This is a genomic window from Pseudomonas sp. TH49 (assembly GCF_016650625.1).
Classification (GTDB): Bacteria; Pseudomonadota; Gammaproteobacteria; order Pseudomonadales; family Pseudomonadaceae; genus Aquipseudomonas; species Aquipseudomonas fluorescens_H.
Map to the genome: position 1 here is coordinate 2524303 of NZ_JAEKFL010000002.1, position 26518 is coordinate 2550820.

Consider the following 26518-nt stretch of genomic DNA (forward strand, 5'->3'; position numbering starts at 1 on the left):
GACAGTTTCTCTGACGCACTGCCGTGCGAACCCTGCGCAAAACGCAGGCCAACCCGGCGCAATGCCGGGCCGCCCGCGATCGGATTACAACTCGGGCTCATCTGTCCCGCTGTAGATATCCGAGTCCTTGTACAGATCGTGCACGTGACGCACCAGCACCATGATCACCGCCGCCACCGGCAGTGCCAGCAGGACACCGGTAAAGCCGAACAGCTCGCCACCGGCCAGGATCGCAAAGATCACCGCCACCGGATGCAGGCCGATCCGGTCGCCCACCAGCAGCGGCGTCAGCACCATGCCTTCCAGGGCTTGGCCGACCATGAACACCGCGACGATCCCGATCATCGGATACAGATCGCCACCGAACTGGAACAGCCCGGCAATCAGCGCCGCGCCAATGCCGATCACAAAGCCCATGTACGGCACGATTGCCGCCAGGCCGGCGATCAGGCCGATCAACAGGCCCAACTCCAGACCGACGATCATCAGGCCCGCCGCATAAATCACGCCCAGCGCCAGCATCACCAGCAGTTGCCCGCGCACAAACGCGCCGAGCACCTCGTGGCATTCACCCGCCAGCGAGACGATGGTTTCTTCACGATCACGCGGCAACAGGCTGCGGATCTTGGCCATCATCACATCCCAGTCGCGCAGCAGGTAGAAACTCACCACCGGAATCAGCACCAGATTCGCCAACCAGCCGATCAGCGCCAGACTCGAGGCCGTCGCCTGACTCAACACCACACCGACGATGTCGGTCGTCTGGCCCATGTGCTCGCTAATCGCTGCCTTGACCTTGTCGAACTTCCAGAAGCCGTCCGACAACCCCAGCTTCGACTGCGCCCACGGCAGTGCAGTGTGCTGCAGCCAGTCGAGCATCTGCGGTGCCAGTTCGTACAAGCGCACCAACTGCTTGGCGAGCATCGGCACCAGCACCAAGAGCAACGTCGTGACGATCAGAGTGAACAACGCAAACACCGCGATCACGCCCCAGGTGCGTGACATGCCGAGACGTTCCAGGCGATCCACCAGCGGATCGAACAGATACGCCAGCAGCAGCGCCACCAGGAACGGTGTGAGGATCGGATGCAGCAACCAGACAAACGCGCAAAGCAGGACTACCCCACCGAGCCAGAACCAACGCCGCGAATCGGCCATGTATCACTCCTGCTTCTATATAAGGAAAGACTTACCAGCGAAACCGCAACGAAGGCGCTACCGGTGCAGGCGCCTGAGCCGCAACAGGCGCCGCACCTGCGACGGCTGGCTGCGGCGCTGCCACTGGCGTCGGTGCTTCGGCCGGCAACTCCTGCAACTTCGCCAGCGACAATTGCGAACGCAACTGATCGGCACTGCCGCTGACCCGATACACGATGCGATCACCCTCGACACTTTGCAGACGCACACCGAACGGTTCGAGTAACCGCAGCAGCGTGGCGTAATGCTCAAGATTCATGCCCTGCACTTCCAGCGTCTGTTGACCCGAAGCGCCAGGCTTGGCGACAAATCGCGGCGCCAGACGCTCGGCCACCGCCAGCATCACCGCATCGGCCACCGCGGCCTGATCGGCGCCCTGCACATTACCGGCCTCTTTCTGATCGCCCAGCCATAGATGCCAGCTGGCTTGCCACTGCCCGCCCTGTTCGTGCGCATGCACCGCCAGCAAGGCATCCGCACCGTAACGCTCCGAGGCCCCGCGCAAAGGCGCGGGATCGGTGCCATCGAGCACCGGCGCCGTGGCCACCAGTTGTTCACTCAGATCCGCCAGCGGCAAACGCAGCGGCAAGCCACGATGCTGAGCCGCAGAACGCAATGGTGCAGCCGCAGCCTGACCATCGCCGACCAGACTCGAGCCTTCCGTCGAATCGTTCAGCCACCAGCTCAGAATCGACGGGCGACTCGCCCCCCACAACGAAAGCCCGGCCCGACGCAGTGCCTGCTCGGTGGTGGCCGGATCGAAATCGACTTTCAGCACCTCCGGCGGCCCGGCATCGAAACCGAACTGGCTGATGATCTGCTGCGGGTCCTTGCGAATCGCCGCCAGCCCCGGATTCTGCGGGGCCTTAGGGTCACCGGTCAGACGCAACACCAGCGTATCGAGCGCCGCCTGCGTGGCGCGATCACGCTCTTCCGGGGCCTGACTGCTCACCGGCTGGCGTACTTGATAAAGACCTTTGAGGTTTTCGGCATGACTCGCCAGGCTGACGACCGACAAACAACCCACAACCAACAATTTACAAAAACGCATGGAAAATTCCCGTCGACAGGAGCGGCTGGAACAGGCCGCGTGAACCGGTTAAGCAAGGCTGTGACAATCTGCCATCGCAAAACATTCACACGGCAGCGGTAACTTTTTGCACAGTGATAACGATAGACGGTTAATTGCCACACCTTATACAGGCAGCTACCCGGCACAATTGCAAAAAATTTCCACCGATTATGCCCCTGCCCGTCGGCACGAGGATGGCCGCTGCCCCTCAAGCCTGATAAAATCGCGCGCCTTCGCAGACCGGCAACAGCCGGGCACCCCGAAATTCGCGTGAGGCCATCGCCCTCTCGATTTCGATGTTCCCGCTGAACTCGGTCGTTACCCCTGAATCCCCTCCCCTAAAGGCCTGGATCATGAGCAAGCAACCCTCCCTGAGCTACAAGGACGCCGGTGTAGACATCGACGCCGGTGAAGCATTGGTCGAACGCATCAAGAGCGTCGCCAAGCGCACTGCGCGCCCGGAAGTCATGGGCGGCCTGGGCGGTTTCGGCGCCCTCTGCGAAATCCCGGCCGGCTACAAGCAGCCTGTACTGGTTTCCGGCACCGACGGCGTTGGCACCAAGCTGCGCCTGGCGCTGAACCTGAACAAGCACGACAGCATCGGTATCGACCTGGTTGCGATGTGCGTCAACGACCTGGTGGTCTGCGGTGCCGAGCCCCTGTTCTTCCTCGACTACTACGCCACCGGCAAACTGAATGTCGACACCGCTGCCCAGGTTGTGACCGGCATCGGCGCCGGCTGCGAACTGTCCGGTTGCTCGCTGGTTGGCGGTGAAACCGCTGAAATGCCTGGCATGTACGAAGGCGAAGACTACGACCTGGCCGGTTTCTGCGTCGGCGTCGTGGAAAAGGCCGAAATCATCGACGGCTCGAAAGTCGCCACCGGTGACGCACTGATCGCCCTGCCATCGTCCGGCCCGCACTCCAACGGCTACTCGCTGATCCGCAAGATCATCGAAGTGTCCGGCGCTGACATCGAAAACATCCAGCTCGACGGCAAACCGCTGACCGACCTGCTGATGGCTCCGACCCGCATCTACGTGAAGCCGCTGCTCAAGCTGATCAAAGACACCGGCGCGGTCAAAGCCATGGCTCACATCACCGGTGGCGGCCTGCTGGACAACATCCCTCGCGTTCTGCCAAAAGGCGCTCAGGCCGTGGTTGACGTGGCCAGCTGGACTCGCCCGGCGGTCTTCGACTGGCTGCAAGAGAAAGGCAATGTCGACGAGACCGAAATGCACCGCGTGCTGAACTGCGGCGTGGGCATGGTGATCTGCGTGGCTCAGGAGCACGTTGAAGTAGCCCTGAACACCCTGCGTGACGCCGGCGAACAGCCTTGGGTCATCGGCCAGATCGCTGCCGCTGCCGAAGGCGCTGCACAGGTCGAGCTGAAAAACCTCAAGGCTCACTAATGCCTACCTGTGATGTCGTGGTGCTGTTGTCCGGCACCGGCAGTAACTTGCAGGCTCTGATCGACAGCACGCGGACCGGCGACAGCCCGGTTCGCATCGCTGCGGTGATTTCCAACCGCGCCGACGCCTACGGCCTGCAACGCGCCAGTGACGCGGGTATCGCCACCCGCTCGCTGGATCACAAGGCTTTCGAAGGTCGCGAGGCCTTCGATGCTGCCCTGATCGAACTGATCGACGAATTCAAACCGAAACTCGTGGTACTGGCCGGCTTCATGCGCATTCTCAGCGCTGATTTCGTGCGTCACTACCAGGGTCGCCTGCTCAATATCCACCCGTCGCTACTGCCCAAATACAAAGGGTTACACACTCATCAGCGCGCGCTGGAGGCCGGCGATGCCGAGCACGGCTGCTCCGTGCACTTCGTTACCGAGGAACTCGATGGTGGACCACTGGTCGTACAGGCAGTAATACCGGTAGAGTTGCACGACACGCCGCAGACACTTGCGCAGCGAGTGCATGTCCAGGAACACCTGATCTACCCGATGGCCGTACGCTGGTTTGCCGAAGGCCGGCTGGCACTTGGTGAACAAGGTGCTTTACTGGATGGCCAGTTACTCGCGGCCAGCGGCCACTTGATTCGACACTAGGAGATTTTATGCGTCGCGCCCTGCTCTTCGCTTGCGCTCTGTTCGCCCTGCCCTTCGCGCAGGCGGCAGACCTTCAACCGTTCTCCGCCAGCTACACCGCCGACTGGAAACAGTTGCCCATGAGCGGCACCGCCGAACGCAGCCTGACCAAGGAAGCCAACGGCGTCTGGAAACTCAGCTTCAAGGCGTCGATGATGATCGCCAGCCTGACCGAAGAAAGCACCCTGACTCTGGACAAGGACACCCTGCTGCCACAGTCCTACCACTTCGAGCGTGGTGGTCTGGGCAAAACCAAGAAAATGGATCTGGACTTCGACTGGAATGCCAAGATGGTCACCGGCACCGATCGCGGCGATCCGGTCAAGGTTGCACTGAACCGTGGCATGGTCGACAAATCCACCTACCAGTTGGCACTGCAGCACGACCTGGCCGCCGGCAAAAAGACCATGAGCTATCAAGTGGTCGATGGCAGCGATGTCGATACCTATGACTTCCGTGTACTGGGTGCCGAGAAAGTCGACACCAAGGCCGGCCAGATCGATGCGATCAAAGTCGAGCGCGTGCGCGACCCGACACAAAGCAAGCGCATCACTGTCCTGTGGTTCGCCAAGGACTGGGATTACCTGCTGGTCCGCCTGCAACAGGTCGAAACCGACGGCAAGGAGTACAACATCATGCTCCAGGACGGTACGGTCAACGGCAAGCCAGTCAAAGGCAGCTGATCCGCCGCTACAACGAAAAGCCCCGCCAATGCGGTAATGCTGTTCACTTAAGTGGAGCAGCCTTACGATCCACAGGAAACCGGGTCTTTGAAATTTTCACCGTCCTAGGTCTTGAAGGCCTTGGGCGGTGATCCAGAAACAATCCTCCAATACCTGCCCTCAACTCTGATAGCCGCCTCCCTGTCGCTGAAATCGGATTGGCTGCTGCCATTACGATCAGTTGGACCGCGATGTACTGACAGGCTGGTTTGAAGCGGATGTCCGAAGGGAGGCGACCCAATGCAACTGCCGCTTGACTGGCTTCCCGACGAACCACGTTGTAAGCCAGCAACAGTCCCCAGACTTCCTGATAGATCAAGTCGACTTTTTTGCTACGCAAGGTCACTGCGTTCTGCTGCATTGAGCTTTTGATGTCTCTGAAGCCTAACTCGATTTCCCAGCGTTCCTGATAAAGCCGGGCAACGGCTTCGGTGCTGTAGGTGCTCGCCGGCAGTGACGTCATGACTGTCTTGAGTTTGCCTTGAATTTCATAGCTGACTTCGCGGGCCTCCCAATGTGTTGAGAGGGCCGGATTTCGGGCTCTGGCTTGCGGTGAGACCTTCATGCGCACCAGGCGATCATGCGGGTTGTAACGAGCCACTTCCTCACAAACCGTGCCTTTTTTGGCTGGAATCAACCAGTGCCGATGTGTACCGGCTTTATTCAGATTCGACAGTAGTTCGGCACCCCAGAACCCTTTATCGAATAACGTCACCGAGTGATCGGGAACCTGCTGCAAAAACTCGTCGGCCAAGCGCATTTCACTGCGTCGGTAAGGGCTCAATTGGGCATCCAGGATTACGTGCGAACGCACATTCATCAACGCCACCAAGCGCAGCATGGGGAACGGAGTCTGGCGCTCGGTCCGGGTGTTTCCCGACCCGAAATGATCTCGAAGTTCGGGCGTATCCGGAGTACGCAAAAGCGCACCGTCCACTGCAAACACTTGCAGGCCCTGCCAAGCATCATCGGTATAACGCTCCGCGCCCCATTGATGACCTGTCTTGCGAAATAACCATTCAACAGGATCGGCACCGAGCCGCTTACGCGCTTCGGTTACACCGCTTCGTGCTAATAGCTGGTCAGAGGCCAGCCCTTGGGCACAAATGTTCAAACGCCTGGCCACTTCGTGGACCGGCTCGTCACGAAACAGCGCCATGCCGAGTACCAGCCAAAGCACTTGATCGGCGGGCAAGCGACGTCGGCGAATGGTCGCCTGACTGGAGAGATCCAGTGCAGACGCTACCCACTCAACCGGAATATGTTGGGTAAAGGTACTCAGATCGCAGAAGTTAAAAAGATCGCCAAGGTCGAGCAGGTCTTGCTGAACAGACATAAAAAATCCGATGCCAGAGGTCTGGCATCGGATTTTCAAGTAAGCCCTGCTGAGACTCAAATGCTTAAGTGAACAGCATTACGCCAATGCGGGGCTTTTTTGTGCCTGCGATTCCCCGAACGACACACAACTACTGTGGGAGCGGGCTTGCTCGCGAAAGCGGTCTGCCAGCTAACGAATATGTATCTGATACAACGCCTTCGCGAGCAAGCCCGCTCCCACAGGGGGTGAGTGCAATCATCAAGGGTCAGCTCAGACCGAAAACTTGGCCACCATATTGTTCAAATCCACTGCCAGCCGCGACAACTCCTGGCTCGCCGCACTGGTTTGATTCGCCCCCGCCGACGTCTGCATCGCCAGATCGCGGATGTTCATCAGATTGCGATCCACCTCCCGCGCCACCGCCGCCTGCTCCTCCGAGGCACTGGCGATCACCAGGTTGCGTTCGTTGATCAAGGTGAACGCTGAGGCGATCTCCTCCAACGCCACACCTGCAGCCTTGGCCAGCTCAAGGGTCGAATGCGCACGGATGTTGCTCTGCTGCATGGAGCTCACCGCCGAATCGGTGCCCTGCTGAATGCCACCGATCATTTGTTCGATTTCCTGAGTCGATTGCTGAGTGCGATGCGCCAGCGCCCGCACTTCATCAGCGACCACTGCGAACCCGCGACCAGCATCACCGGCCCGTGCCGCCTCGATCGCCGCATTCAACGCCAGCAGATTGGTCTGCTCGGCAATCGAGCGGATCACATCGAGCACCTTGCTGATGCCGTGAACCTTCTGCGCCAGATCCTCGACCTGCGTTGCGTTGGACGTGACATCCTCGGCCAGCGATTCGATTGAAGTCACGGTCTGCCGGACCTGCTCGCGCCCATGCTGGGCAATGCGGTCAGACTCGCGTGACGCTTCGGAGGTTGCCACGGCGTTGCTCGCCACCTCTTCCACGGCGGCAGTCATCTGATTGACCGCCGTGGCTGCCTGCTCGATCTCCAGGCTTTGCTGATGCAGCCCGCGCGTAGCGTCCTCGGTGACGCAGCTCAGCTCTTCCGACGCCGAAGCCAGCTGGCTGGACGACTCGGAAATCTGCCGGATGGTGTCGCGCAGGTTGTGCTGCATGCTTTTCAGCGCCTGCAGCAGTCGCGCCGGCTCGTCCTTCCCGGAAATACTGATATCGCCGGTCAGATCACCGCCGGCCACCACTTCGGCCACGCCCAGCGACTGCGCCAGAGGCAGGACGATGCTCCGGGTCAACAGCAACGCCAGACCGATGGTGATCAGCGCCGTAATACCGATCATCACCCCGACCCACACCCGCGAATTGATAAACACCAGCCGCGCGGCTTCGGTAGCAAGGTTGGCGTTGTGCTTGTTCAGCTCGACCAGCTCCTTCAGGGTCACCGCCATGTCGTCAGCCAAAGGGCTCATCTGACCGTTGAGGATCGTTGCGGCCTCCTCGACACGATTCTGGGCAGACAACTGCATGACCTGCGCCTGCAGCTCCAGATATTTGTGCTCGGCGACCTTGAAGCGATCGAACAGCGTTCGCTCCTCGGGCAATACGATCAGCACGTCATAGCGCTGCTGCGCTTCGCTCAAAACGCCGCGCAGCTCATTGAGCTTGCTAACGTTCTGCTCCAGCGCCTGCGGATCGCGATTGAGCAGCAGGCGCATGGTCAGCGCGCGCAGGCGCAGCATGTCCTGACTCATCTCGCCGACCGCCATCACGCTCGGCAGCCAGTTGTTGTCGACCTCATCAGACTGGGCGCGCATGTTCGACATTTGCAGCAGGGCGAACGCCCCCAAGGCAAACACCATCAACGCCAGTACACCAAAACCCAGGCCGGCACGCGGCGCGATATTGAGACTACGGATGCTCATTACTTTGGTTCCTTCCAAAAGCGCTGCATCAACCCTGCAGCTGGTTGCCTTAGAAGGTATCGGCCCGGCGAAGAATTGCGTAAGACGAAAAGCTGATATCAAAAGGCCTTGATACTTCTAACGCTTGGCATTAACGATTCAGCGCGCTTTTCCCGGACTTTGCCGCTGTTCGCGGCAATATTGCCAGGAAGTTGTCCCGGGCCACTTTACGGGCGACATCCTCGGGCAAGGCATCAAGGAACGGGGTGAAACTGTGCATTTCCTGACCGAGCTTGTTGAATCGGCCGACAACATCCGAACCGATCATGAATCGCTCAGGGTATTTCTCCACCAATGCCAGCCATTCCGCTCGCGGCTTGCCCTGCTCGTCCAGCAAATAAGGACTGAGCATGCTCCACGACAGATCAATGAACAGGTTCGGGTAGGCCTCAAGCATCCGGCTCACGGTGGGCAGGAGGAATTTCAGCTGCGTCTGGTGCCGATGAATCTCGGCGCTGGTACCGGCGTGAGCCCAGATGAAACGCGTGTGCGGGTGATTACGCAGCGGCTCCTCGATTTCCTTCAGATACAGCGGATTTCTCTCACGCTTGGAGGTGATATTGGAATGCAGCATCACTGGCAGATCATTTTCCGCTGCCAGGTGATAAATCCGCTTCATCGCTTCGTTATTGGCCCGAGGTGTGTCGCCGGCGGTCAGCGCCGTCAGGTCATCATGGCGGGTGAACACCTCGCCAATGCCCTGCCACAGCCCCGGATACAGGTCGAGCATGCGCTGGATGTGCGCGGCGGAGTTCTTGTCATTGGGGTTGAAGCCCGACAGGAACGGATGAAAGTGCTGACGCTGCTCCGCAGTCAGCTTTTGCACCGCATCGGCAACGATCACATCGGTGGCGCTGTACCAGTAGGCATCGGCATCATCGCCGGCGTAATAGCGCGGACGCTTGGGTTCGTCCTCGTGCCACTTCTTCGCCACGGGAATACCGGAAATCATCACATGGTCGATGGAATTGTCCTGCATGGCCGTGAGCAATTTCGCCATGCCGGCGGTTTCCTGGAAGAAATCCACGTAGTGCAGGTGCGCATCGCTGTAGGTGTAATCGCGGGCGCTGGCGGGGCCGGCAAAGGCCAGCAGGCAGGCAAGACTCAAACGAAACAAGGACACAAGTAATCTCCGGCAGGTAGGCATAGCCTAGACCCTGAGCCGATGACAAGGGTTCATCCTGCAGGAAAGTGGAACGCGCCTCCGTAGGAATGCTCTATAACTGCAAGGTCTTTTTTGATCGCACGACTTTTCCTACTGCCAGTGAGGTTGCCATGACTGTTACCGTCAATACCGTCTCCGCCGAAGGTTTTCGTCACACCGTAAAGATCGATGACCACGAATTGTTTGCCGACGTACCGAAGTCTGCCGGCGGCGAAGGCTCGGCACCCGAGCCACACGACTACTTCGACGCCGCACTCGGCGCCTGCAAGGCCCTGACCCTGAAGATGTACGCAAAGAAGAAAGACATCCCGCTGACCGGCGTGGGTGTCGAGGTCAAACGCGACAACAGCGAAGAGCAGAAAGGCAAATACGTTTTGCACGTGACGCTCACCCTTAAAGGCGTCCTCACCGATGCCCAGCGTGAAGAACTGCTGCGCGTCGCCGATCGCTGCCCGATCCATAAACTGATGACCACCAGCGAAGTCAGTATCGAGACCCACGCCCCACAGGGCTTCGACAGCCAGTAATCTCCCTCATGCCAGCGGCGGGTTATGCTTCTGGCATCACCCGCTCAGCCTGGAATGCACCATGGATACGCAACCACTGATCATCCGCCCGCGCGCCGAAGACGTCGAAGGCCAGCCGATCCTGCGCCCGCTGCCGTCAGCCAAATGTCGCAGCGTCGGGCCTTTCGTGTTTTTCGACCACATGCTCGAGACGGTTTATCCGACGGGCAAAGGCATGAACATCCGACAGCATCCGCACATTGGTCTGTCGACCCTGACCTACCTGTTCGAAGGACAGATACAGCACAAGGACAGCCTTGGCTCCGATCAGGTGGTCAGCGCTGGCGATGTCAGCTGGATGACCGCCGGCAGTGCGATTGCCCACGTCGAGCGCACGCCCGAGCCGTTGTGGGAGCAAAGCTTCACGATGCACGGTTTGCAGATCTGGCTGGCCTCGCCCAAGGATCACGAGCAAGGCCCCGGACATTACAGCCATCACCCAGCGGCAACCCTGCCGGTCAGCGATAACCTTGGCGTGCAGATTCGGATGATCGCCGGGTCAGGCTTTTGCCTGGAATCGCCGGTGCCGGTGCTTTCTCCTACGCTGTACGCGGAAGTGAAGATGCAGACCGCGACCACATTGCTGATTCCGACCGAGCATGCGGAACGCGCGATTTATGTGTTGAGTGGGGAGGCACAGTTGAATGGCGAGGTGATTGAGCCACATGCACTGGTGGTATTGCCCGCCGGGGAAGAGCTGAGCCTGTCTGCCGAGAGCGATGTGCACGCGGTGGTGTTCGGCGGCGCACCGCTGGACGGACCACGACGGATCAACTGGAATTTTGTTGCGAGCGATCCGGCGACAATTGATGAGGCGCGGCGCAAATGGGCGGCCGGGGACTGGCCGACGGTGCCGGGGGAAGTTGAGCGAATCGAACTGCCCTGAGTATTGGGTCGCTGGTTAGTAAGCCTTCGCGAGCAAGCCCGCTCCCACAGGGGACTTGTGGTGTACTCAGAACTTATACACACCACAATCCCAATGTGGGAGCGGGCTTGCTCGCGAAGAGGCCAGTAAAAGCGCCGAAAAATCAGCCCTTGAACACTTCTTCCAGCAAGTCATGCATCGACTTGAACGCACGCTTGGCGGTCTTCGCGTCGTACATCATCTTGCCTGGCACATTGGCATGCGGATCGGTGAACGAGTGCACCGCACCGCCGTAGCTGAGCAACTGCCAATCGACCTTCGCCGCGCTCATCTCATCTTCGAACGCCGGCAATTGCTCTTTCGGCACCAACGGGTCGGAGGCACCGTGCAACACCAGCACCGAGCCCTTGATGTTCTGCGCATCGGCCGGGTTCGGCGAATCCAGCGTACCGTGGAACGATACGGCGGCCTTCACTGGCGCACCGGTGCGCGCCAGATCCAGCGCACAGCAACCACCGAAGCAGAACCCGAACACCGCCAGTTTCGAGGTATCAACCGCCGCCTCACCCTGCGTCTGCAATTGCTCGAACGCCGCCTGCATGCGCTTGCGCAGCAGAGCGCGATCATTTTTCAGCGGCATCATCGCCGCACCGGCCTGATCACCGTTCTGCGGACGCACAGCCTGGCCGTACACGTCAGCAATCAACACCACGTAGCCCTTGGCCGCGACAGATTTGGCGATTTCTTCCGCCCCGGCGCTGACGCCCATCCAGTTCGGCGCCATCAGCAGGCCCGGGCGCGCGCCCTTGTGCTCGGCGTCGAACGCCAGACGACCTTCATAAGGCTGGCCATCCAGCTGATAGACCACGGAACGTACAGTGACTTGGCTCATTTCTGACTCCTGAATGTTAAACACCAGAATGAAAAAACCCGCCGAAGCGGGTTTTTCTGCAACGTGATTAAACCGACAGTTCAACCAGCAGCTTGTTCAGACGGCGTACATAAGCGGCCGGGTCTTTCAAGCTGTCGCCGGCAGCCAGGGCTGCCTGATCGAAGAGGATGTGCGACAGGTCGCCAAAACGCTCTTCGTTCTGCTCGCCGTCGAGTTTCTCGATCAACGGGTGGCCTGGGTTGAATTCGAAGATCGGCTTCGAGTCCGGTACTTTCTGCCCGCTGGCTTCGAGAATCTGGCGCATTTGCAGGCCCAGGTCCTGTTCGCCGATCGCCAGAATGGCTGGCGAATCGGTCAGACGGTGAGAGACGCGAACCTCGGCAACGGAATCGCCCAGCGCGGTTTTCAGGCGCTCGACCAGACCTTCCTTGGATTTGGCGACTTCTTCTGCGGCCTTCTTGTCCTCTTCCGAGTCCAGGTTGCCCAGATCGAGATCACCACGTGCCACGTCAACAAACGTCTTGCCGTCGAACTCACTGAGGTAGCTCATCAGCCACTCGTCGATACGATCGGTCAGCAGCAGCACTTCGATGCCTTTCTTGCGGAAGACTTCCAGGTGCGGGCTGTTCTTGACCTGCGCGTAGGTTTCGCCGGTGAGGTAGTAGATCTTGTCCTGACCTTCCTTGGCGCGCGCCAGGTAGTCGGCCAGACCGACGATCTGCTCGCCGTCGTCGCCTTGGGTCGATGCGAAACGCAGCAGACCGGCAATTTTTTCCTTGTTGGCGAAATCTTCTGCCGGGCCTTCTTTCATGACCTGACCGAAGTTTTTCCAGAAGCCCTTGTATTGCTCAGGCTCGTTCTTCGCCAGTTTTTCCAGCATGTCCAGCACGCGCTTGGTCAGCGCCGACTTCATCGAGTCGATGATCGGGTCTTTCTGCAGGATTTCCCGCGACACGTTCAGCGACAGGTCGTTGGAATCGACCACGCCCTTGATGAAGCGCAGGTACAGCGGCAGGAACGACTCGGCCTGATCCATCACGAACACGCGCTGCACGTAGAGCTTGAGGCCTTTCGGCGCTTCACGCTGGTACAGATCGAACGGCGCGCGGGCCGGCACGTACAGCAGCGAGCTGTACTCAAGCTTGCCTTCGACCTTGTTGTGGCTCCAGGCCAGCGGGTTTTCGAAGTCGTGAGCGATGTGCTTGTAGAACTCCTGGTATTCCTCGTCCTTCACTTCAGTGCGCGGACGGGTCCACAGGGCGCTGGCGCGGTTGACGGTTTCCCATTCAACGGCTGGCTTCTCTTCACCTTCGGCGGCAGTGACTTCTTTCGGCAGCTCGATCGGCAGCGCGATGTGGTCGGAGTATTTCTTGATGATGTTGCGCAGGCGCCAGCCATCAGCGAACTCGTCTTCCGCGGCTTTCAGGTGCAGGACGATGCGGGTGCCGCGCTCTGGCTTGTCGATGGTGGCGACTTCGAACTCGCCCTCGCCTTTCGACGACCAGTGCACGCCTTCGCTGGCAGGAGTGCCGGCACGACGGCTGTACACGTCAACTTTGTCAGCGACGATGAAGGCGGAATAGAAGCCGACACCGAACTGGCCGATCAGGTGCGAATCTTTCTTCTGATCGCCCGAGAGATTCTTCATGAAATCGGCGGTGCCCGACTTGGCGATGGTCCCCAGATGGGTGATCACATCGTCACGGTTCATGCCGATACCGTTGTCTTCGAGCGTGACGGTCTTGGCGTCCTTGTCGAAGCTCACACGGATTTTCAGTTCAGCGCCACCTTCGAGCAACTCAGGCTTGGCCAGGGCTTCGAAGCGTAGCTTGTCGACAGCGTCAGAGGCGTTCGAGATCAATTCGCGAAGGAAGATTTCCTTGTTGGAATACAGCGAATGGATCATGAGGTGCAGCAGCTGCTTTACCTCGGTCTGGAAGCCCAGGGTTTCCTTTTGAGTTTCCACACTCATGGTCATCAAACTCCAATCAGATGGCATTGGCCGCGACCCAGATGGTCGGCGGCGGGTTGTTCACTGAGTTGGGGGCAGCGTTCAGGATTTCAAGGGCTCATCAATTTTGAAGTGTGCACGGGCGGTGGCAATCGGTTCGCTCTCGGTACTTTGCCAGGCGGTGATGGCGACGTTGGCCACGCGCCGGCCCTGGCGGCAGACCTGACATTTGGCCCAAGTGTCGCGAAACTGCCCGGCACGCAGGTAATCCAGGGAAAAGTCGATGATCTTCGGCACCCCGGGCGAACCGGTGAAGATCAACAAATGCAACGCGGCTGCCAGCTCCATGAACCCGGCAATCACCCCGCCATGGATCGCCGGCAATAAAGGGTTACCAATGTTGTCCTTGTTCGCCGGCAGCTTGAACAGCAACTCATCACCGACCCGAGAGCATTCGACGCCGATCAATCCGGCGTAAGGAATGATCTGCAGCAGCGGCGCGTAGTCACCCTGAGCGTGAGCCTGCTGCAGTTGTTGCTTCCAGTCATCGCTCATCGGCTTTCTCCTTTGATCTTGCCGCCAAATCCCTGTGTGCCCTTCAGACCCTTGCCCATGCGCATGAAGGTACCGACGACGTGAGCGATGGGTTGCTGCGGGTCGTCCTGATAGGCAAAGCCGCGGGCGAAGATTACGTCGGTGGTGACCCGGTAACACTGGGCAAAGCCGTAGACATCCTTGTTCGGTTCGGCGGCGTGCATGTAGTCGATGCGCAGGTCCAGGGTCGGACAGACTTCGAATTCCGGCAGCACGCACAACGTGGACATGCCGCACGCCGTGTCCATCAGCGAGGTAATGGCGCCACCGTGGATGACCCCGGTCTGCGGATTGCCGACGATTTGCGCGCTGTACGGCAGCTTTACCGTCAGCCCTTCGCTGCTGACGCTGTGCACCGTCAAACCGAGCACCTGACAATGGCGCAGGGCCGAGAGAAATCGCGTTGCGCGCTCAAAAACGGGGTTTTCAGCCATTTGATAATTACTCTCGTCAGAGCCTTGTGCCAGTAGTAGGAAATAACGCAAAAGTTCCACTGAAAAACAAACTTATATATCTGAAAGAAATGAGGAACTTAACGTTGGGGGCAACGTTCTTAAGGCCAGTAGTTATTTTCCATAAGGAGAAACACCCCATGCGTAAGACTTTAGCTATTGCCTTGATGTTGACCGCTTCCCTCGGTCTCGCTGCCTGCGATAAAAAATCCGAGGACAAAGCTCAAGATGCCAACCAACATGCTGAACAAGCTCAGCAGAAAATGAACGAAGCTCAGGATAAAGTGAACGACGCAGCGAAAGAAAACGCTGAAGCCGCCAAAGATCAGGCTGAATCGAATCAGGCTGCTCAGGAAGAAGCTGCCAAGAAGCAATAATTGCGACTTGATGCAGAAAAAGAAAACCCGCCAAGTGCGGGTTTTCTTTTGCCTGTAATTTTTCGCTAGTGCCGCTTAGAGCAAGACGGTTCTAAAAGTCGGACTAATCATCAGCAACAAAGAACATATCAGGCCGACCAGCCAGACCAGGCTGCGCAAGGATGGTTTATCAGCCAGGTACAACCACAAGTAGAGAATCCGTGCGATCACGAAGATGATCGCCAGAGCATCGATCAACCAGCCTTGTGTCTGCGTGGTGTGCGCCATCAGCACACCGACGGCAAACAGGATGAACGCTTCGATGCTGTTCTGGTGCGCCGCCAGTGCCCGCGCGCCATAGCCAGTCAGTTGCGCCTGTTGCTGGCGCGGCAGATGGTTGTTGTAACCGCCCTGCTCTTTCATGGCCTTGCCCACCGGCATACGCGCGATGTAAATCAACAGTGCACTGATAAACACACACCAGAACGGAATACTCATCAAGCGGCCTCTTTATTGGTTTCGGGCAACGGCGCCTCTGTAGGGGTATAGACCATCACGTCGAGAACGTCGGAATGAAACTCGCGGCGGTACAACACCAGTACGACTCCAGCACTCATCAACATGAACAACCACGGGCTGACAAACCAGGCCAGCATGCTCATGCCGAAGTAATAAGAGCGCAGGCCGAAGTTGAACTGGTTGGCCGCCATCGAAATCACCCGCGCCGCCCGCAGTGCGAATGCCTTGCGCTCCTGCTCCGAAACCTGACGCTCACCGATCATCGGCGCTGAACCGACCAGCACCGCCGCAAAGTTGTACTGACGCATGCACCAACTGAACGTGAAGAACGCATAGACGAACACCAGCGCCAGGCACAGCAACTTGATCTCCGACATACCCTGCGACGCCTGCTGCACCATCGGGATGTCCGCCAGCAACGACACTGCACGCTCGGACGCACCGAGCACGGTGAGAATACCGGCGAGGATGATCAGGGTACTGGAGGCGAAGAACGAGGCGTTGCGCTCCAGATTGCCGATCACGCTGGCGTCGGCGATACGGTTGTCACGCAGCAGCATGCGGCGCATCCAGTCTTCGCGGTACAGGTGCAACACGCTGGCGAGGCACGCGGTGTCGCGGGCCTTCCAGGACGCATAGCGGGTGTAGCCGCCCCAGCAGATGACGAACCAGAGCGCGGCGAGCAGGTGAATCAGATTGGCTTGGATGAACGACATGCAATTCCCTGTGGAGTATGGATGCTACCTGTGGGAGCGAGCCTGCTCGCGAAAGCGGCGTATCACACAACATTGATGGCGGCTGACACAACGCTTTCGCGAGCAGGCTCGCTCCCACATTAGGAGTTCGGCAGTGCTTCGACGTTAGCTCGCGAAAAAAGACACTGCCTGACACCCATAAAAAATGCCCCGTATCGATTGATACGGGGCATTTCTGTTTAAGCGTTGAAGACCCGCTTGTGGCGGATCAGGCAACGTCAGGCAACGGCTTCGCTGCGCTTGCCCAGCAGGCGATCGCAAACCACGGCGACCACCAGGGTCATCACGCATGGCACCAGCCACGCCAGGCCCTGCTCGCTCAGCGGCAGGTGCGACAGCTGCGACGGCATCCAGTCAGCCAGACCGGCGCCCTTGAGGGCGTCGATAGTGCCGAACAGGAACGACACCAGCATCACCGGGCCGAGGATCCGACCGTGTTCATGCCAGAAGTCCTTGCAGAAGCTCAGGGCCACCAGAACGATGCACGGCGGGTAGATCGCGGTCAGCACCGGGATCGAGAACGCGATCAGCTTGGTCAGGCCCAGGTTCGACACCAGCAGCGAGAACGCAGCGAGGATGATCACCAGGGTCTTGTAGGACAGTGGCAGCACGCGGCTGAAGTATTCAGCGCAGGCGCAGGTCAGGCCGACCGCCGTCACCAGGCAAGCCAGCGAGATCAGCACCGCGAGGAAACCGCTGCCCAGCGAACCGAAGGTGTGCTGCACGTAAGCGTGCAATACCGCCGCGCCGTTGGTGGCACCCGCCGCGACTTCATGGCTGCCGGAACCGAGGCGGAACAGGCTGATGTACACCAGTGCCAGGCCGACACCGGCAATGAGGCCGGCAATGATCGCGTAACGGGTGATCAGCGCAGGCGACTCGACGCCACGGGAGCGGATCGCGTTGACGATGACGATACCGAACACCAGCGCGCCGAGGGTATCCATGGTCAGGTAACCATTGATGAAGCCCTGGGAGAACGGTGCCGCGACGTATTCAGGCGTGGCCTGACCGATATCACCGGCCGGCAAGGCGAACGCGGCGATGCCGAGTACCGCCAGGGCGATGATTTTCAGCGGCGCGAGGAAACGCCCAACGGTATCGAGCAGACGCCCCGGATACAGCGAGATGAAGAACACCAGCAGGAAGTACACCGAGCTGTAGAGGAACAGCGCCAGCGGGCTTTCGCCGGTCAGTGGCGCCAGACCCACTTCGAACGACACGGTCGCGGTGCGCGGGGTGGCGAACAGCGGGCCGACCGCCAGGTAGCACGCCGCGGCGAGCACACCGCCGGCGATCTTGCCGATCGGGCTGCTCAGCGCATCCATCGCACCACCGACCTTGGCCAGGGCGACGACAGTGACCACCGGCAGACCGACTGCCGTGATCAGAAAGCCCAGCGCCGCCATCCAGACGTCAGGTCCGGACTGCAGGCCGACGATAGGCGGGAAAATGATGTTGCCGGCCCCGACGAACAGGGCAAATGTCATAAAGCCCAGTGCCAGGACGTCCTGACCTTTCAAAACTTTCATTAAGGAAATACCACACTACTGAATCGGAATTTAGAGGGGGATTTCCCTGTGGGGTTAGGGAAATGCTGTCAGTCCGTATAAGACTGACCCGTTTAGCGCGTTGCATGCCTTGTGGGCGGCAGACGCAAAAATGGCTGCTAGCCTAACGAATTTGTCTGACAAACGCACTGTTTGAGGGCGAACTATCCGATACACGACGTGTCTGTGTCGCGTTTACGCATTTATTTTTCCTGCGGAGCACTCCGTGGCGAGGGAGCTTGCTCCCGCTCGACTGCGCAGCAGGCGCAAATCCCGAAAACACTCATGAATCCGAAGATTGCATTAGGGCCGCTTCGCAGCCCAGCGGGAGCAAGCTCCCTCGCCACAAGAATCCACTCAAATACCCATATGCCAGAAACAACAAAGGCCACCCGAAGGTGGCCTTTGTCTGGTGAAGCGTCAGTCAAGCCCGAGGCTTACTTGACAGCCCAACCGGTCAGCTCGGCCAGGGCCTTGCCGATGTCTGCCAGCGAACGCACGGTTTTTACGCCTGCGTCCTGCAGCGCAGCGAATTTCTCGTCTGCAGTGCCTTTGCCGCCAGAGATGATTGCGCCAGCATGGCCCATGCGCTTGCCCGGAGGAGCAGTCACACCAGCGATGTAGGAAACAACCGGCTTGGTCACGTGTGCCTTGATGTAGGCAGCCGCTTCTTCTTCAGCCGAACCGCCGATCTCGCCGATCATCACGATCGCTTCGGTCTTCGGATCTTCCTGGAACAGCTTCAGGATGTCGATGAAGTTCGAACCCGGGATCGGGTCACCACCGATGCCGACGCAAGTCGACTGACCGAAACCGGCGTCAGTGGTCTGCTTCACAGCTTCGTAGGTCAGGGTGCCGGAACGCGAAACGATACCGACCTTGCCTGGCAAGTGAATGTGACCTGGCATGATGCCGATCTTGCATTCGCCTGGGGTGATCACGCCTGGGCAGTTAGGGCCGATCAGGGTAACACCCAGCTCGTCGCACTTAACTTTAGCGTCCAGCATGTCCAGGGTAGGAATGCCTTCGGTGATGCAGACGATCAGCTTGATGCCGCCGAACGCTGCTTCCAGGATCGAGTCCTTGCAGAAAGGAGCCGGAACGTAGATCACGCTTGCGGTAGCGCCAGTGGCAGCAACTGCGTCTTTAACGGTGTTGAACACTGGCAGACCCAGGTGCTCGGTGCCGCCTTTGCCCGGAGTTACGCCGCCAACCATCTTGGTGCCGTATTCGATGGCTTGCTGGGTGTGGAAACTACCTTGCGAACCGGTAATACCCTGGCAGATAACTTTGGTGTCTTTATTGATCAGGACGCTCATTATTTGCCCTCCGCAGCTTTGACAACTTGTTGAGCAGCGTCGGTCAGGCTGGTAGCAGCGATGATGTTCAAACCGCTTTCTGCCAGTACTTTAGCGCCCAGCTCAGCGTTGTTGCCTTCAAGGCGAACAACAACCGGGATTTTCACGCCGACTTCTTTCACAGCGCCGATGATGCCTTCGGCAATCATGTCGCAGCGAACGATGCCGCCGAAGATGTTGACCAGTACTGCAGCGACGTTGGTGTCGGACAGGATGATCTTGAAGGCTTCGGTCACGCGCTCTTTGGTAGCACCACCACCTACGTCGAGGAAGTTGGCTGGCTTGCCGCCGTGCAGGTTGACGATGTCCATGGTACCCATGGCCAGGCCGGCACCGTTGACCATGCAGCCGATGTTGCCTTCCAGCGCTACGTAGTTCAGTTCGAACTTGGCAGCGTGCGCTTCGCGCGGATCGTCTTGCGACGGATCGTGGAAAGTCTTCAGCTTAGGCTGACGGTACATGGCGTTGGCGTCGATGTTGATCTTGGCGTCGAGGCAGTGCAGATCGCCGTCAGCCTTGATCACCAGCGGGTTCACTTCCAGCAGGGCCAGATCGTGATCCTGGAACAGTTTGGCCAGACCGACGAAGATCTTGGCGAACTGGGCAACTTGCTTGCCTTCCAGACCCAGTTGGAACGCCAGCTCGCGACCCTGGAACGGCTGAGCGCCAACCAGTGGATCGATAGTGGCTTTCAGAATTTTTTCTGGAGTGTCGTGAGCGATTTTCTCGATGTCCACGCCACCTTCGGTGGAAGCCATGAACACGATGCGACGGCTCGAACGGTCAACGACAGCGCCCAGGTACAGCTCTTTAGCGATATCAGTGCACGATTCAACCAGGATCTTGGTGACTGGCTGACCATTGGCGTCAGTCTGGTAAGTCACCAGACGCTTGCCCAGCCACTGCTGTGCGAAGGCCTTGGCGTCTTCTTTGTTGCGAACCAGCTTGACGCCGCCCGCTTTACCGCGACCACCGGCGTGGACCTGGGCTTTGACAACCCACTCGCTGCCGCCGATTTTGTCGCAAGCTTCTGCTGCTGCTTCCGGGGTGTCTACTGCGTAACCAGTGGAAACTGGCAGGCCGTATTCAGCGAACAGCTGCTTACCCTGATACTCGTGAAGATTCATGCTTTTTACCGTCTTCGTTAGGTACTGCGCATTCGGCGCTGCGCTCTTGATGAGTGCCGCGCCACCTGTGACTGCTGCTTGCGTAGCCTTTCCGGATACCCGGTGCAGCTACGCAAGACTGCGTCCAGCGGACATTCCGCGGTGAGACTTGCTCGCAAGGCTCACGACGGGCCGTTACCGCCGTGGTTTCTTATTGTCTTAACGCTTCTTGCGGTTGGCGATGTGGATGGCGCCGCCATTCACAGCCAGAGCAGCTTCGTGCAAGGCTTCAGACAGGGTCGGATGGGAGAAAACCATCATGCCCAGGTCTTCAGCGCTGGTGCCGAATTCCATACCGATCGCGCCCTGCTGAACCAGTTCTGCAGCGCTTGGGCCAATCACGTGCACGCCCAATACGCGGTCAGTCTTGGCATCAGCGATGACCTTGACGAAACCACCGGTATCGTTGGCGGCCATGGCACGGCCGGAAGCGGCGAACGGGAAGGTGCCGACGTTAACTTCAACGCCTTCGGCTTTCAAGGCCTGCTCGGTTTTGCCAACCCACGCGATTTCCGGGTGAGTATAAATAACCGAAGGGATCAGGTCATAGTTCATCTGGGCTTTGTGGCCCTTGATGCGCTCGACAACCATGATGCCCTCTTCCGAGGCTTTGTGAGCCAGCATCATGCCGCGAACCACGTCACCGATGGCGTAAACGCCCGGTACGGTGGTGGCGCAGTGATCGTCAACGTGCACGAAACCGCGCTCGTCCAGGGTCACGCCGCTGTCGGCAGCCAGCAGATCAGTGGTCACCGGACGGCGACCAACGGCTACGATCAGCTTGTCAAAAGTGATGGTCTGTTCGCCGTTGGCATCGGTGTAGTTAACAACGACTTCGTCGCCGTTGACTTTGGAACCGGTGACGCGAGCGCCCAGCTTGATGTCCAGACCCTGCTTGGTCAGGGTTTTCAGCGCTTCCTTGGAAACGGCGGTGTCCGCTGCCATCAGGAACGTGTCCAGAGCTTCCAGGACAGTCACTTCTGCACCCAGACGCGACCAGACCGAGCCCAGCTCCAGACCGATCACGCCAGCGCCGATCACGCCCAGACGTTTAGGTACGGATTGGAATTCCAGAGCGCCAGTCGAATCGACGATGACTTTCTGATCGACCGGAGCCGGTGGAATGTCGATCGGACGCGAACCTGGCGCCAGGATGACGTTTTCGGCTTCGATGACTTCAACCGAGCCGTCCGGCTTGGTGACTTCGACTTTCTTGCCAGCCAGCAGCTTGCCGTGGCCCTGAATCGAAGTAACGCCGTTGGCCTTGAACAGGGTGGCAACGCCGCCGGTCAGGTTCTTGACGATGCCAGCCTTGCGGCCAACCATCGCAGCGACGTCCATTTTGACTTCGCCGGTCGAGATACCGTGAACGTTGAAGCTCTCTTTGGCTTCCTTGTACTTCCAGGAGCTGTCGAGCAGCGCCTTGGACGGAATGCAGCCGACGTTCAGGCAAGTACCGCCGAGGGCCTGCTTGCCTTCAGCGTCGGTGTACTTCTCGATGCAGGCAGTGGTGAGACCCAGCTGCGCGGCCTTGATGGCAGCAACATAGCCGCCAGGGCCGGCACCGATCACTACTACGTCAAATTTCTGCGACATTCAAAAAATCCTCTTGAGCGAAAAGCTTCAAGCCGCGCGCTGCGGGCCGCACCGCCGTTTCCGACGGTACGCTACCCGCAGCGCATGGCTGCTTCTATCAGATATCCAGCAACAGACGAGCCGGGTCTTCCAGCAGGTTCTTGATGGTCACCAGGAAGGTTACAGCTTCTTTGCCATCGATCAGACGGTGATCGTAGGACAGTGCCAGGTACATCATCGGACGGATCACGACCTGACCGTTGATGGCCATAGGACGCTGGATGATGTTGTGCATGCCCAGAATCGCTGCCTGCGGCGGGTTGACGATCGGAGTCGACATCATCGAACCGAAGGTACCACCGTTGGTGATGGTGAAGGTACCGCCAGTCATCTCTTCCATCGACAATTTGCCGTCACGGGCTTTCTTGCCGAAAGTGGCGATGCCGCCTTCGATTTCAGCCAGGCTCATCAGCTCGGCGTTACGCAGAACCGGTACGACCAGACCACGGTCGCTGGAAACGGCAACACCGATGTCGGCGTAGCCGTGGTAAACGATGTCCGCGCCGTCGATCGAAGCGTTGACCGCCGGGAAGCGTTTCAGCGCTTCGGTGGCAGCCTTGACGAAGAACGACATGAAGCCCAGGCGTACGCCGTTGTGGGACTTCTCGAACAGGTCCTTGTACTTCGAACGCAGGGCCATGACTTCGGTCATGTCGACTTCGTTGAACGTGGTCAGCATCGCCATGTTCGACTGGGCTTCAACCAGACGCTCGGCAACCTTGGCACGCAGACGGGTCATCGGCACGCGTTTTTCAACGCGATCACCGGCAGCGAATACCGGAGCAGCGGCAGCCGGAGCAGCAGCCTTGGCAGGTGCGGCAGCTGGAGCGGCTTTCTTCGCGGCAACAGCAGCGACCACGTCTTCCTTGGTCACACGACCACCCTTGCCGGTGCCGGCAACGGAAGCGATGTTGATGCCATTCTCTTCAGCCAGCTTGCGCGCAGCAGGAGCAGCAACAGGATCGTCTTCGCCTTCGGCAGCAGCCGGTGCGGCAGCAGCAGCGGCCGGAGCAGCAGCGGCGGCTGGAGCAGCGGCAGCAGCGCCGCCCGCTTCGATGGAGCCCAGAACTTCGTCGGACAGAACGGTGTCGCCTTCGTTCTTGACGATTGCGCCCAGCACGCCGTCGGCGGTAGCCAGCACTTCCAGTACGACTTTGTCGGTTTCGATGTCGACGATCAGGTCGTCACGCTTGACGGCGTCGCCCGGTTTTTTGTGCCAGGTGGCAACGGTGCCATCGGCAACCGATTCCGGGAAAGTGGGGGCTTTGATCTCGATAGCCATTATCTGTGGTTCCTTAAATTCGGTTTCAGGTGCGCGAAGGCGTTAAACGGTAAACGCGTCTTGCAGCAGTTTTTCCTGCTGCTCGGCGTGCATCGATGCGTAACCACATGCTGGGGCAGCAGAAGCCTCACGGCCCGCGTACTCGAGTACGAGAGACTTGTTGAGGTTACCGATGCTGCGACGCAGGTGATGCTGGCTGCAGTACCAGGCACCCTGGTTCATCGGCTCTTCCTGACACCAAACGGCATGCTTGACGTTGGTATAAGGCGCCAGGACTTCTTTCAAGTCGTCCTCAGGGAATGGATACAGCTGCTCGATACGCACGATGGCGATATCGTCACGGCCTTCGGCACGGCGTTTTTCCAGCAGGTCGTAGTAGACCTTGCCGCTACACAGAACAACACGCTCGACCTTTTTCGGGTCCAGGGCATCGATTTCCGGGATCACGGTCTGGAACGAACCTTCGGCCAGATCTTCCAGGGTCGAGACGGCCAGTTTGTGGCGCAGCAGCGACTTCGGCGTCAGCACTACCAGAGGTTTGCGCAGAGGGCGAATCACCTGACGACGCAGCAAGTGGTAGATCTGGGCCGGAGTGGTCGGCATGCACACCTGAATGTTGTGCTCGGCGCACAACTGCAGGTAACGCTCAAGACGAGCCGAGCTGTGCTCAGGACCCTGACCTTCGTAGCCGTGCGGCAACAGCATGGTCAGACCGCAGAGACGGCCCCACTTGTGTTCGCCGCTGGTGATGAACTGGTCGATAACAACCTGTGCACCGTTGGCGAAGTCGCCGAACTGGGCTTCCCAGATCACCAGCGCGTTTGGCGTGGTGGTCGAGTAGCCGTATTCGAAGGCCAGTACCGCTTCTTCCGACAGGAACGAGTCGTACAGGTCAAAGCGTGGCTGACCTTCGTACAGGTGTTTCAGCGGAATGTAGGTGCCAGCATCTTTCTGGTTGTGCAGCACAGCGTGACGGTGCGAGAACGTACCGCGGCCGATGTCCTGACCGGTCATGCGGATCGGGTGACCTTCGAACGCCAGGGTCGCGTACGCCATGGTTTCGGCGTAACCCCAGTTGATCGGCAGGCCGCCGGCTTGCATCTTCTGACGGTCTTCGTAGATCTTCGCAACCTGACGCTGAACCACGAAGCCTTCCGGAATTTCCAGCAGCTTGGCGGACAGTTCCTGCAGGGTCTTCAGATCGAAACGCGTGTCGTGACGCGCAGTCCAGGCGTGGCCCAGATACGGACGCCAGTCCACGAACAACTCTTTGTTCGGCTCTTTGACCAGCGACTTCACGACATGCAGACCGTTGTCCAGCGCGTTGCGGTATTCGTCGACTTTCGCCTGAACACGCTCTGCGTCGAGTACACCGGCCTGGGTCAGACGATCAGCGTACAGCTCACGGGTGGTGCGCTGCTTGGTGATCTGCTGATACATCAGCGGCTGGGTACCGCTTGGCTCGTCGGCCTCGTTGTGGCCGCGACGACGGTAGCAGACCAGGTCGATCACCACGTCACGCTTGAACTGCATGCGGTAGTCGATGGCCAACTGGGTCACGAACAGCACGGCTTCCGGATCATCGCCATTCACATGGAGGATCGGCGCCTGAATCATCTTCGCAACGTCGGTGGCGTACTCGGTGGAACGCGAGTCCAGCGGGTTGCTGATGGTGAAACCGACCTGGTTGTTGATCACGATGTGCACGGTACCGCCGGTCTTGAAACCGCGGGTCTGCGACATCTGGAAGGTTTCCATGACCACGCCCTGACCTGCGAATGCAGCGTCACCGTGGATGGAGATCGGCAGAACCTTCTCACCGGTCGGGTCGTTACGACGATCCTGACGGGCGCGAACCGAACCTTCTACCACCGGGGAAACGATTTCCAGGTGGGACGGGTTGAACGCCATGGCCAGGTGAACTTCACCGCCGGCGGTCATCACGTTGGACGAGAAGCCCTGGTGGTACTTAACGTCACCGGAACCCAGCTCGACCTTCTTCTTGCCTTCGAACTCGTCGAACAGCTCGCGCGGGTTCTTGCCGAAGGTGTTGACCAACACGTTCAGACGGCCACGGTGGGCCATGCCGATGACGACTTCCTTGGTGCCGTAGGAACCGGAACGCTGGATCAGTTCATCGAGCATCGGAATCAGGCTTTCGCCGCCTTCCAGACCGAAACGCTTGGTGCCCGGGTATTTGGTGCCCAGGTATTTTTCCAGGCCTTCACCGGCAGTGACGCGCTCGAGCAGATGGCTCTTGATGTCGGCGGAGTACGTCGGACGACCACGCACGCTTTCCAGACGCTGCTGGAACCAGTGGCGCTGCTCGGAATCGGTGATGTGCGTAAATTCAGCGCCGATGGTGCGGCAATATGTCTGCTGCAACGCTTCGTGAATTTCGCGTAGGCTCGCTTCCTCTTTGCCGATGAACAGGTCGCCGGCACGGAAGGTCGTATCAAGATCGGCATTGGTCAAGCCGTAATGATTGATCGACAGGTCTGCAGGTGCAGGACGCTGCCACAGCCCCAGCGGGTCCAGCTGGGCTGCCTGGTGGCCACGCATACGGTAGGCCTGGATCAATCGCAGCACTTCAACTTGCTTCTTCTCGTGCTCACTGCTCACGCTACCGGCGGAAACCGGTTGGGCGCGGCGCTGGTTCTTTGCCAGCAGCACGAAATGATCGCGAATTGTGGAGTGCGAAACATCAGTGGCAGAGCTGCCGTCGGCAGGCAGCTTCTGAAAGTAGGTGCGCCACTCTTCTGGCACAGCGTTAGGGTCGTGCAGGTAGAGCTCATAAAGCTCTTCCACATAGGCAGCGTTTCCACCTGAAAGGTAGGCGCTGTTCCACATGCGCTGCATCACGCTTTCTTGCATGCTTGGTCACCCTCGGTTAGGGGAACACCATCGGCGTCAATACCGAGCAAACTTGCAGAAGTCCGAATGCAGCGACCAAAACAAGCCACTTAGGATCACGCTGATAGTCCGGGTACCAGCCCGGATGCCCCTGCTTGTCTCATTTCTTCAAAATAAGAGCTGCAGCTTGTGGCTACTGCTCTGGTTATAGCCATGA

23 protein-coding genes are annotated in these 26518 nt (G+C 59.0%); 6 read left to right on the forward strand and 17 right to left on the reverse strand.

Features of this window, described 5'->3' with window-relative positions:
• Window positions 1-84 precede the first annotated feature (84 nt).
• Window positions 85-1158: an AI-2E family transporter gene (locus JFU48_RS28420; protein WP_003223041.1), complete on the reverse strand. Its 1074-nt coding sequence runs from the start codon at window positions 1156-1158 to the stop codon at window positions 85-87.
• A gap of 31 nt (window positions 1159-1189) precedes the next feature.
• Window positions 1190-2248 (reverse strand): DUF2066 domain-containing protein, encoded by a 1059-nt coding sequence (locus JFU48_RS28425; protein ID WP_003223040.1) that lies wholly within the window; start codon window positions 2246-2248, stop codon window positions 1190-1192.
• A gap of 374 nt (window positions 2249-2622) precedes the next feature.
• Here JFU48_RS28425 and purM point away from each other — a divergent pair, with 374 nt between their 5' ends.
• From purM to JFU48_RS28440, 3 genes are read left to right on the forward strand one after another with little or no spacing between them, the layout of a single operon-like run.
• Window positions 2623-3681, forward strand: coding sequence for a phosphoribosylformylglycinamidine cyclo-ligase (gene purM / locus JFU48_RS28430; protein WP_003223039.1), 1059 nt, complete (start codon window positions 2623-2625; stop codon window positions 3679-3681).
• Window positions 3681-4328 (forward strand): phosphoribosylglycinamide formyltransferase, encoded by a 648-nt coding sequence (gene purN, locus JFU48_RS28435; RefSeq protein ID WP_003223038.1) that lies wholly within the window; start codon window positions 3681-3683, stop codon window positions 4326-4328. The genes purM and purN overlap by 1 nt, the downstream gene beginning before the upstream one ends.
• 8 nt (window positions 4329-4336) lie before the next feature.
• Window positions 4337-5050 carry a DUF3108 domain-containing protein gene (locus JFU48_RS28440; protein WP_045122349.1) on the forward strand — a complete coding sequence of 238 codons (714 nt, stop codon included), beginning with the start codon at window positions 4337-4339 and terminating at the stop codon, window positions 5048-5050.
• A 43-nt stretch (window positions 5051-5093) separates the two neighbouring features.
• Here the strand turns inward: JFU48_RS28440 and JFU48_RS28445 are convergent, their stop codons facing one another.
• From JFU48_RS28445 to JFU48_RS28455, 3 genes are all read right to left on the reverse strand, one after another.
• Complete coding sequence (locus JFU48_RS28445) at window positions 5094-6425, reverse strand: IS4 family transposase (RefSeq protein WP_201136773.1); 1332 nt, start codon at window positions 6423-6425, stop codon at window positions 5094-5096.
• A gap of 252 nt (window positions 6426-6677) precedes the next feature.
• Window positions 6678-8303 carry a methyl-accepting chemotaxis protein gene (locus tag JFU48_RS28450; protein WP_201138360.1) on the reverse strand — a complete coding sequence of 542 codons (1626 nt, stop codon included), beginning with the start codon at window positions 8301-8303 and terminating at the stop codon, window positions 6678-6680.
• A gap of 130 nt (window positions 8304-8433) precedes the next feature.
• Window positions 8434-9489, reverse strand: coding sequence for an amidohydrolase family protein (locus tag JFU48_RS28455; protein ID WP_201138361.1), 1056 nt, complete (start codon window positions 9487-9489; stop codon window positions 8434-8436).
• Window positions 9490-9617: 128 nt separating this feature from the next.
• On the opposite strand from JFU48_RS28455, the gene JFU48_RS28460 reads away from it, so the two are divergent.
• The gene (locus tag JFU48_RS28460) at window positions 9618-10034 is read left to right on the forward strand and encodes an OsmC family protein (protein ID WP_103485434.1); all 417 of its coding nucleotides are present in this window, start codon (window positions 9618-9620) and stop codon (window positions 10032-10034) included.
• A 61-nt stretch (window positions 10035-10095) separates the two neighbouring features.
• Window positions 10096-10959, forward strand: coding sequence for a pirin family protein (locus JFU48_RS28465; protein WP_201138362.1), 864 nt, complete (start codon window positions 10096-10098; stop codon window positions 10957-10959).
• Between the two features lie 142 nt (window positions 10960-11101).
• Here JFU48_RS28465 and JFU48_RS28470 read toward each other — a convergent pair whose 3' ends face one another.
• The 4 genes from JFU48_RS28470 to JFU48_RS28485 form a co-directional block, all read right to left on the reverse strand.
• Complete coding sequence (locus JFU48_RS28470) at window positions 11102-11830, reverse strand: dienelactone hydrolase family protein (protein WP_201138363.1); 729 nt, start codon at window positions 11828-11830, stop codon at window positions 11102-11104.
• Between the two features lie 67 nt (window positions 11831-11897).
• The gene (gene htpG, locus JFU48_RS28475) at window positions 11898-13802 is read right to left on the reverse strand and encodes a molecular chaperone HtpG (protein WP_201138364.1); all 1905 of its coding nucleotides are present in this window, start codon (window positions 13800-13802) and stop codon (window positions 11898-11900) included.
• Window positions 13803-13883: 81 nt separating this feature from the next.
• On the reverse strand, window positions 13884-14336 hold the full coding sequence (locus tag JFU48_RS28480; RefSeq protein ID WP_003223029.1) for a PaaI family thioesterase: 453 nt from the start codon (window positions 14334-14336) through the stop codon (window positions 13884-13886).
• Window positions 14333-14809, reverse strand: a complete 477-nt coding sequence (locus JFU48_RS28485) for a PaaI family thioesterase (protein WP_201138365.1) — start codon at window positions 14807-14809, stop codon at window positions 14333-14335. Before JFU48_RS28485 ends, JFU48_RS28480 begins: the two co-directional genes overlap by 4 nt.
• 158 nt (window positions 14810-14967) lie before the next feature.
• Here JFU48_RS28485 and JFU48_RS28490 point away from each other — a divergent pair, with 158 nt between their 5' ends.
• The gene (locus tag JFU48_RS28490; RefSeq protein ID WP_003223025.1) at window positions 14968-15204 is read left to right on the forward strand and encodes a hypothetical protein; all 237 of its coding nucleotides are present in this window, start codon (window positions 14968-14970) and stop codon (window positions 15202-15204) included.
• Between the two features lie 75 nt (window positions 15205-15279).
• Here the strand turns inward: JFU48_RS28490 and JFU48_RS28495 are convergent, their stop codons facing one another.
• The 8 genes from JFU48_RS28495 to JFU48_RS28530 form a co-directional block, all read right to left on the reverse strand.
• Window positions 15280-15681 carry an MAPEG family protein gene (locus tag JFU48_RS28495; protein WP_003223023.1) on the reverse strand — a complete coding sequence of 134 codons (402 nt, stop codon included), beginning with the start codon at window positions 15679-15681 and terminating at the stop codon, window positions 15280-15282.
• Entirely contained in the window at window positions 15681-16418 is a 738-nt protein-coding gene (locus JFU48_RS28500) for a DUF599 domain-containing protein (protein ID WP_003223022.1), read from the reverse strand. The genes JFU48_RS28495 and JFU48_RS28500 overlap by 1 nt, the downstream gene beginning before the upstream one ends.
• Window positions 16419-16675: 257 nt before the next feature.
• Window positions 16676-17989: a branched-chain amino acid transport system II carrier protein gene (brnQ, locus tag JFU48_RS28505; protein WP_201138366.1), complete on the reverse strand. Its 1314-nt coding sequence runs from the start codon at window positions 17987-17989 to the stop codon at window positions 16676-16678.
• A gap of 455 nt (window positions 17990-18444) precedes the next feature.
• A complete protein-coding gene (gene sucD, locus JFU48_RS28510; protein WP_003223019.1) occupies window positions 18445-19326 on the reverse strand; it encodes a succinate--CoA ligase subunit alpha in 882 nt (293 codons plus the stop codon).
• Window positions 19326-20492 (reverse strand): ADP-forming succinate--CoA ligase subunit beta, encoded by a 1167-nt coding sequence (sucC, locus tag JFU48_RS28515; RefSeq protein ID WP_003223015.1) that lies wholly within the window; start codon window positions 20490-20492, stop codon window positions 19326-19328. Before sucC ends, sucD begins: the two co-directional genes overlap by 1 nt.
• A 198-nt stretch (window positions 20493-20690) precedes the next feature.
• Window positions 20691-22127, reverse strand: coding sequence for a dihydrolipoyl dehydrogenase (lpdA, locus tag JFU48_RS28520; RefSeq protein WP_003223013.1), 1437 nt, complete (start codon window positions 22125-22127; stop codon window positions 20691-20693).
• A gap of 97 nt (window positions 22128-22224) precedes the next feature.
• Entirely contained in the window at window positions 22225-23448 is a 1224-nt protein-coding gene (gene odhB / locus JFU48_RS28525; RefSeq protein ID WP_003223011.1) for a 2-oxoglutarate dehydrogenase complex dihydrolipoyllysine-residue succinyltransferase, read from the reverse strand.
• A gap of 42 nt (window positions 23449-23490) precedes the next feature.
• Complete coding sequence (locus JFU48_RS28530; protein ID WP_003223009.1) at window positions 23491-26322, reverse strand: 2-oxoglutarate dehydrogenase E1 component; 2832 nt, start codon at window positions 26320-26322, stop codon at window positions 23491-23493.
• Window positions 26323-26518: the final 196 nt, after the last annotated feature.

Excerpts from the sequence above, each read along its gene's own strand:
- sucD (WP_003223019.1), bottom strand. The coding sequence starts at position 19,326 with ATGAGCGTCCTGATCAATAAAGACACCAAAGTTATCTGCCAGGGTATT.
- sucC (WP_003223015.1), bottom strand. The coding sequence starts at position 20,492 with ATGAATCTTCACGAGTATCAGGGTAAGCAGCTGTTCGCTGAATACGGC.
- htpG (WP_201138364.1), bottom strand. The coding sequence starts at position 13,802 with ATGAGTGTGGAAACTCAAAAGGAAACCCTGGGCTTCCAGACCGAGGTA.
- purN (WP_003223038.1), top strand. The coding sequence starts at position 3,681 with ATGCCTACCTGTGATGTCGTGGTGCTGTTGTCCGGCACCGGCAGTAAC.
- JFU48_RS28530 (WP_003223009.1), bottom strand. The coding sequence starts at position 26,322 with ATGCAAGAAAGCGTGATGCAGCGCATGTGGAACAGCGCCTACCTTTCA.
- JFU48_RS28495 (WP_003223023.1), bottom strand. The coding sequence starts at position 15,681 with ATGAGTATTCCGTTCTGGTGTGTGTTTATCAGTGCACTGTTGATTTAC.
- JFU48_RS28425 (WP_003223040.1), bottom strand. The coding sequence starts at position 2,248 with ATGCGTTTTTGTAAATTGTTGGTTGTGGGTTGTTTGTCGGTCGTCAGC.
- purM (WP_003223039.1), top strand. The coding sequence starts at position 2,623 with ATGAGCAAGCAACCCTCCCTGAGCTACAAGGACGCCGGTGTAGACATC.
- JFU48_RS28480 (WP_003223029.1), bottom strand. The coding sequence starts at position 14,336 with ATGAGCGATGACTGGAAGCAACAACTGCAGCAGGCTCACGCTCAGGGT.
- JFU48_RS28450 (WP_201138360.1), bottom strand. The coding sequence starts at position 8,303 with ATGAGCATCCGTAGTCTCAATATCGCGCCGCGTGCCGGCCTGGGTTTT.
- JFU48_RS28485 (WP_201138365.1), bottom strand. The coding sequence starts at position 14,809 with ATGGCTGAAAACCCCGTTTTTGAGCGCGCAACGCGATTTCTCTCGGCC.
- JFU48_RS28420 (WP_003223041.1), bottom strand. The coding sequence starts at position 1,158 with ATGGCCGATTCGCGGCGTTGGTTCTGGCTCGGTGGGGTAGTCCTGCTT.
- odhB (WP_003223011.1), bottom strand. The coding sequence starts at position 23,448 with ATGGCTATCGAGATCAAAGCCCCCACTTTCCCGGAATCGGTTGCCGAT.
- JFU48_RS28465 (WP_201138362.1), top strand. The coding sequence starts at position 10,096 with ATGGATACGCAACCACTGATCATCCGCCCGCGCGCCGAAGACGTCGAA.
- lpdA (WP_003223013.1), bottom strand. The coding sequence starts at position 22,127 with ATGTCGCAGAAATTTGACGTAGTAGTGATCGGTGCCGGCCCTGGCGGC.
- JFU48_RS28460 (WP_103485434.1), top strand. The coding sequence starts at position 9,618 with ATGACTGTTACCGTCAATACCGTCTCCGCCGAAGGTTTTCGTCACACC.
- JFU48_RS28455 (WP_201138361.1), bottom strand. The coding sequence starts at position 9,489 with ATGCCTACCTGCCGGAGATTACTTGTGTCCTTGTTTCGTTTGAGTCTT.
- JFU48_RS28490 (WP_003223025.1), top strand. The coding sequence starts at position 14,968 with ATGCGTAAGACTTTAGCTATTGCCTTGATGTTGACCGCTTCCCTCGGT.
- JFU48_RS28440 (WP_045122349.1), top strand. The coding sequence starts at position 4,337 with ATGCGTCGCGCCCTGCTCTTCGCTTGCGCTCTGTTCGCCCTGCCCTTC.
- JFU48_RS28445 (WP_201136773.1), bottom strand. The coding sequence starts at position 6,425 with ATGTCTGTTCAGCAAGACCTGCTCGACCTTGGCGATCTTTTTAACTTC.
- JFU48_RS28500 (WP_003223022.1), bottom strand. The coding sequence starts at position 16,418 with ATGTCGTTCATCCAAGCCAATCTGATTCACCTGCTCGCCGCGCTCTGG.
- JFU48_RS28470 (WP_201138363.1), bottom strand. The coding sequence starts at position 11,830 with ATGAGCCAAGTCACTGTACGTTCCGTGGTCTATCAGCTGGATGGCCAG.
- brnQ (WP_201138366.1), bottom strand. The coding sequence starts at position 17,989 with ATGAAAGTTTTGAAAGGTCAGGACGTCCTGGCACTGGGCTTTATGACA.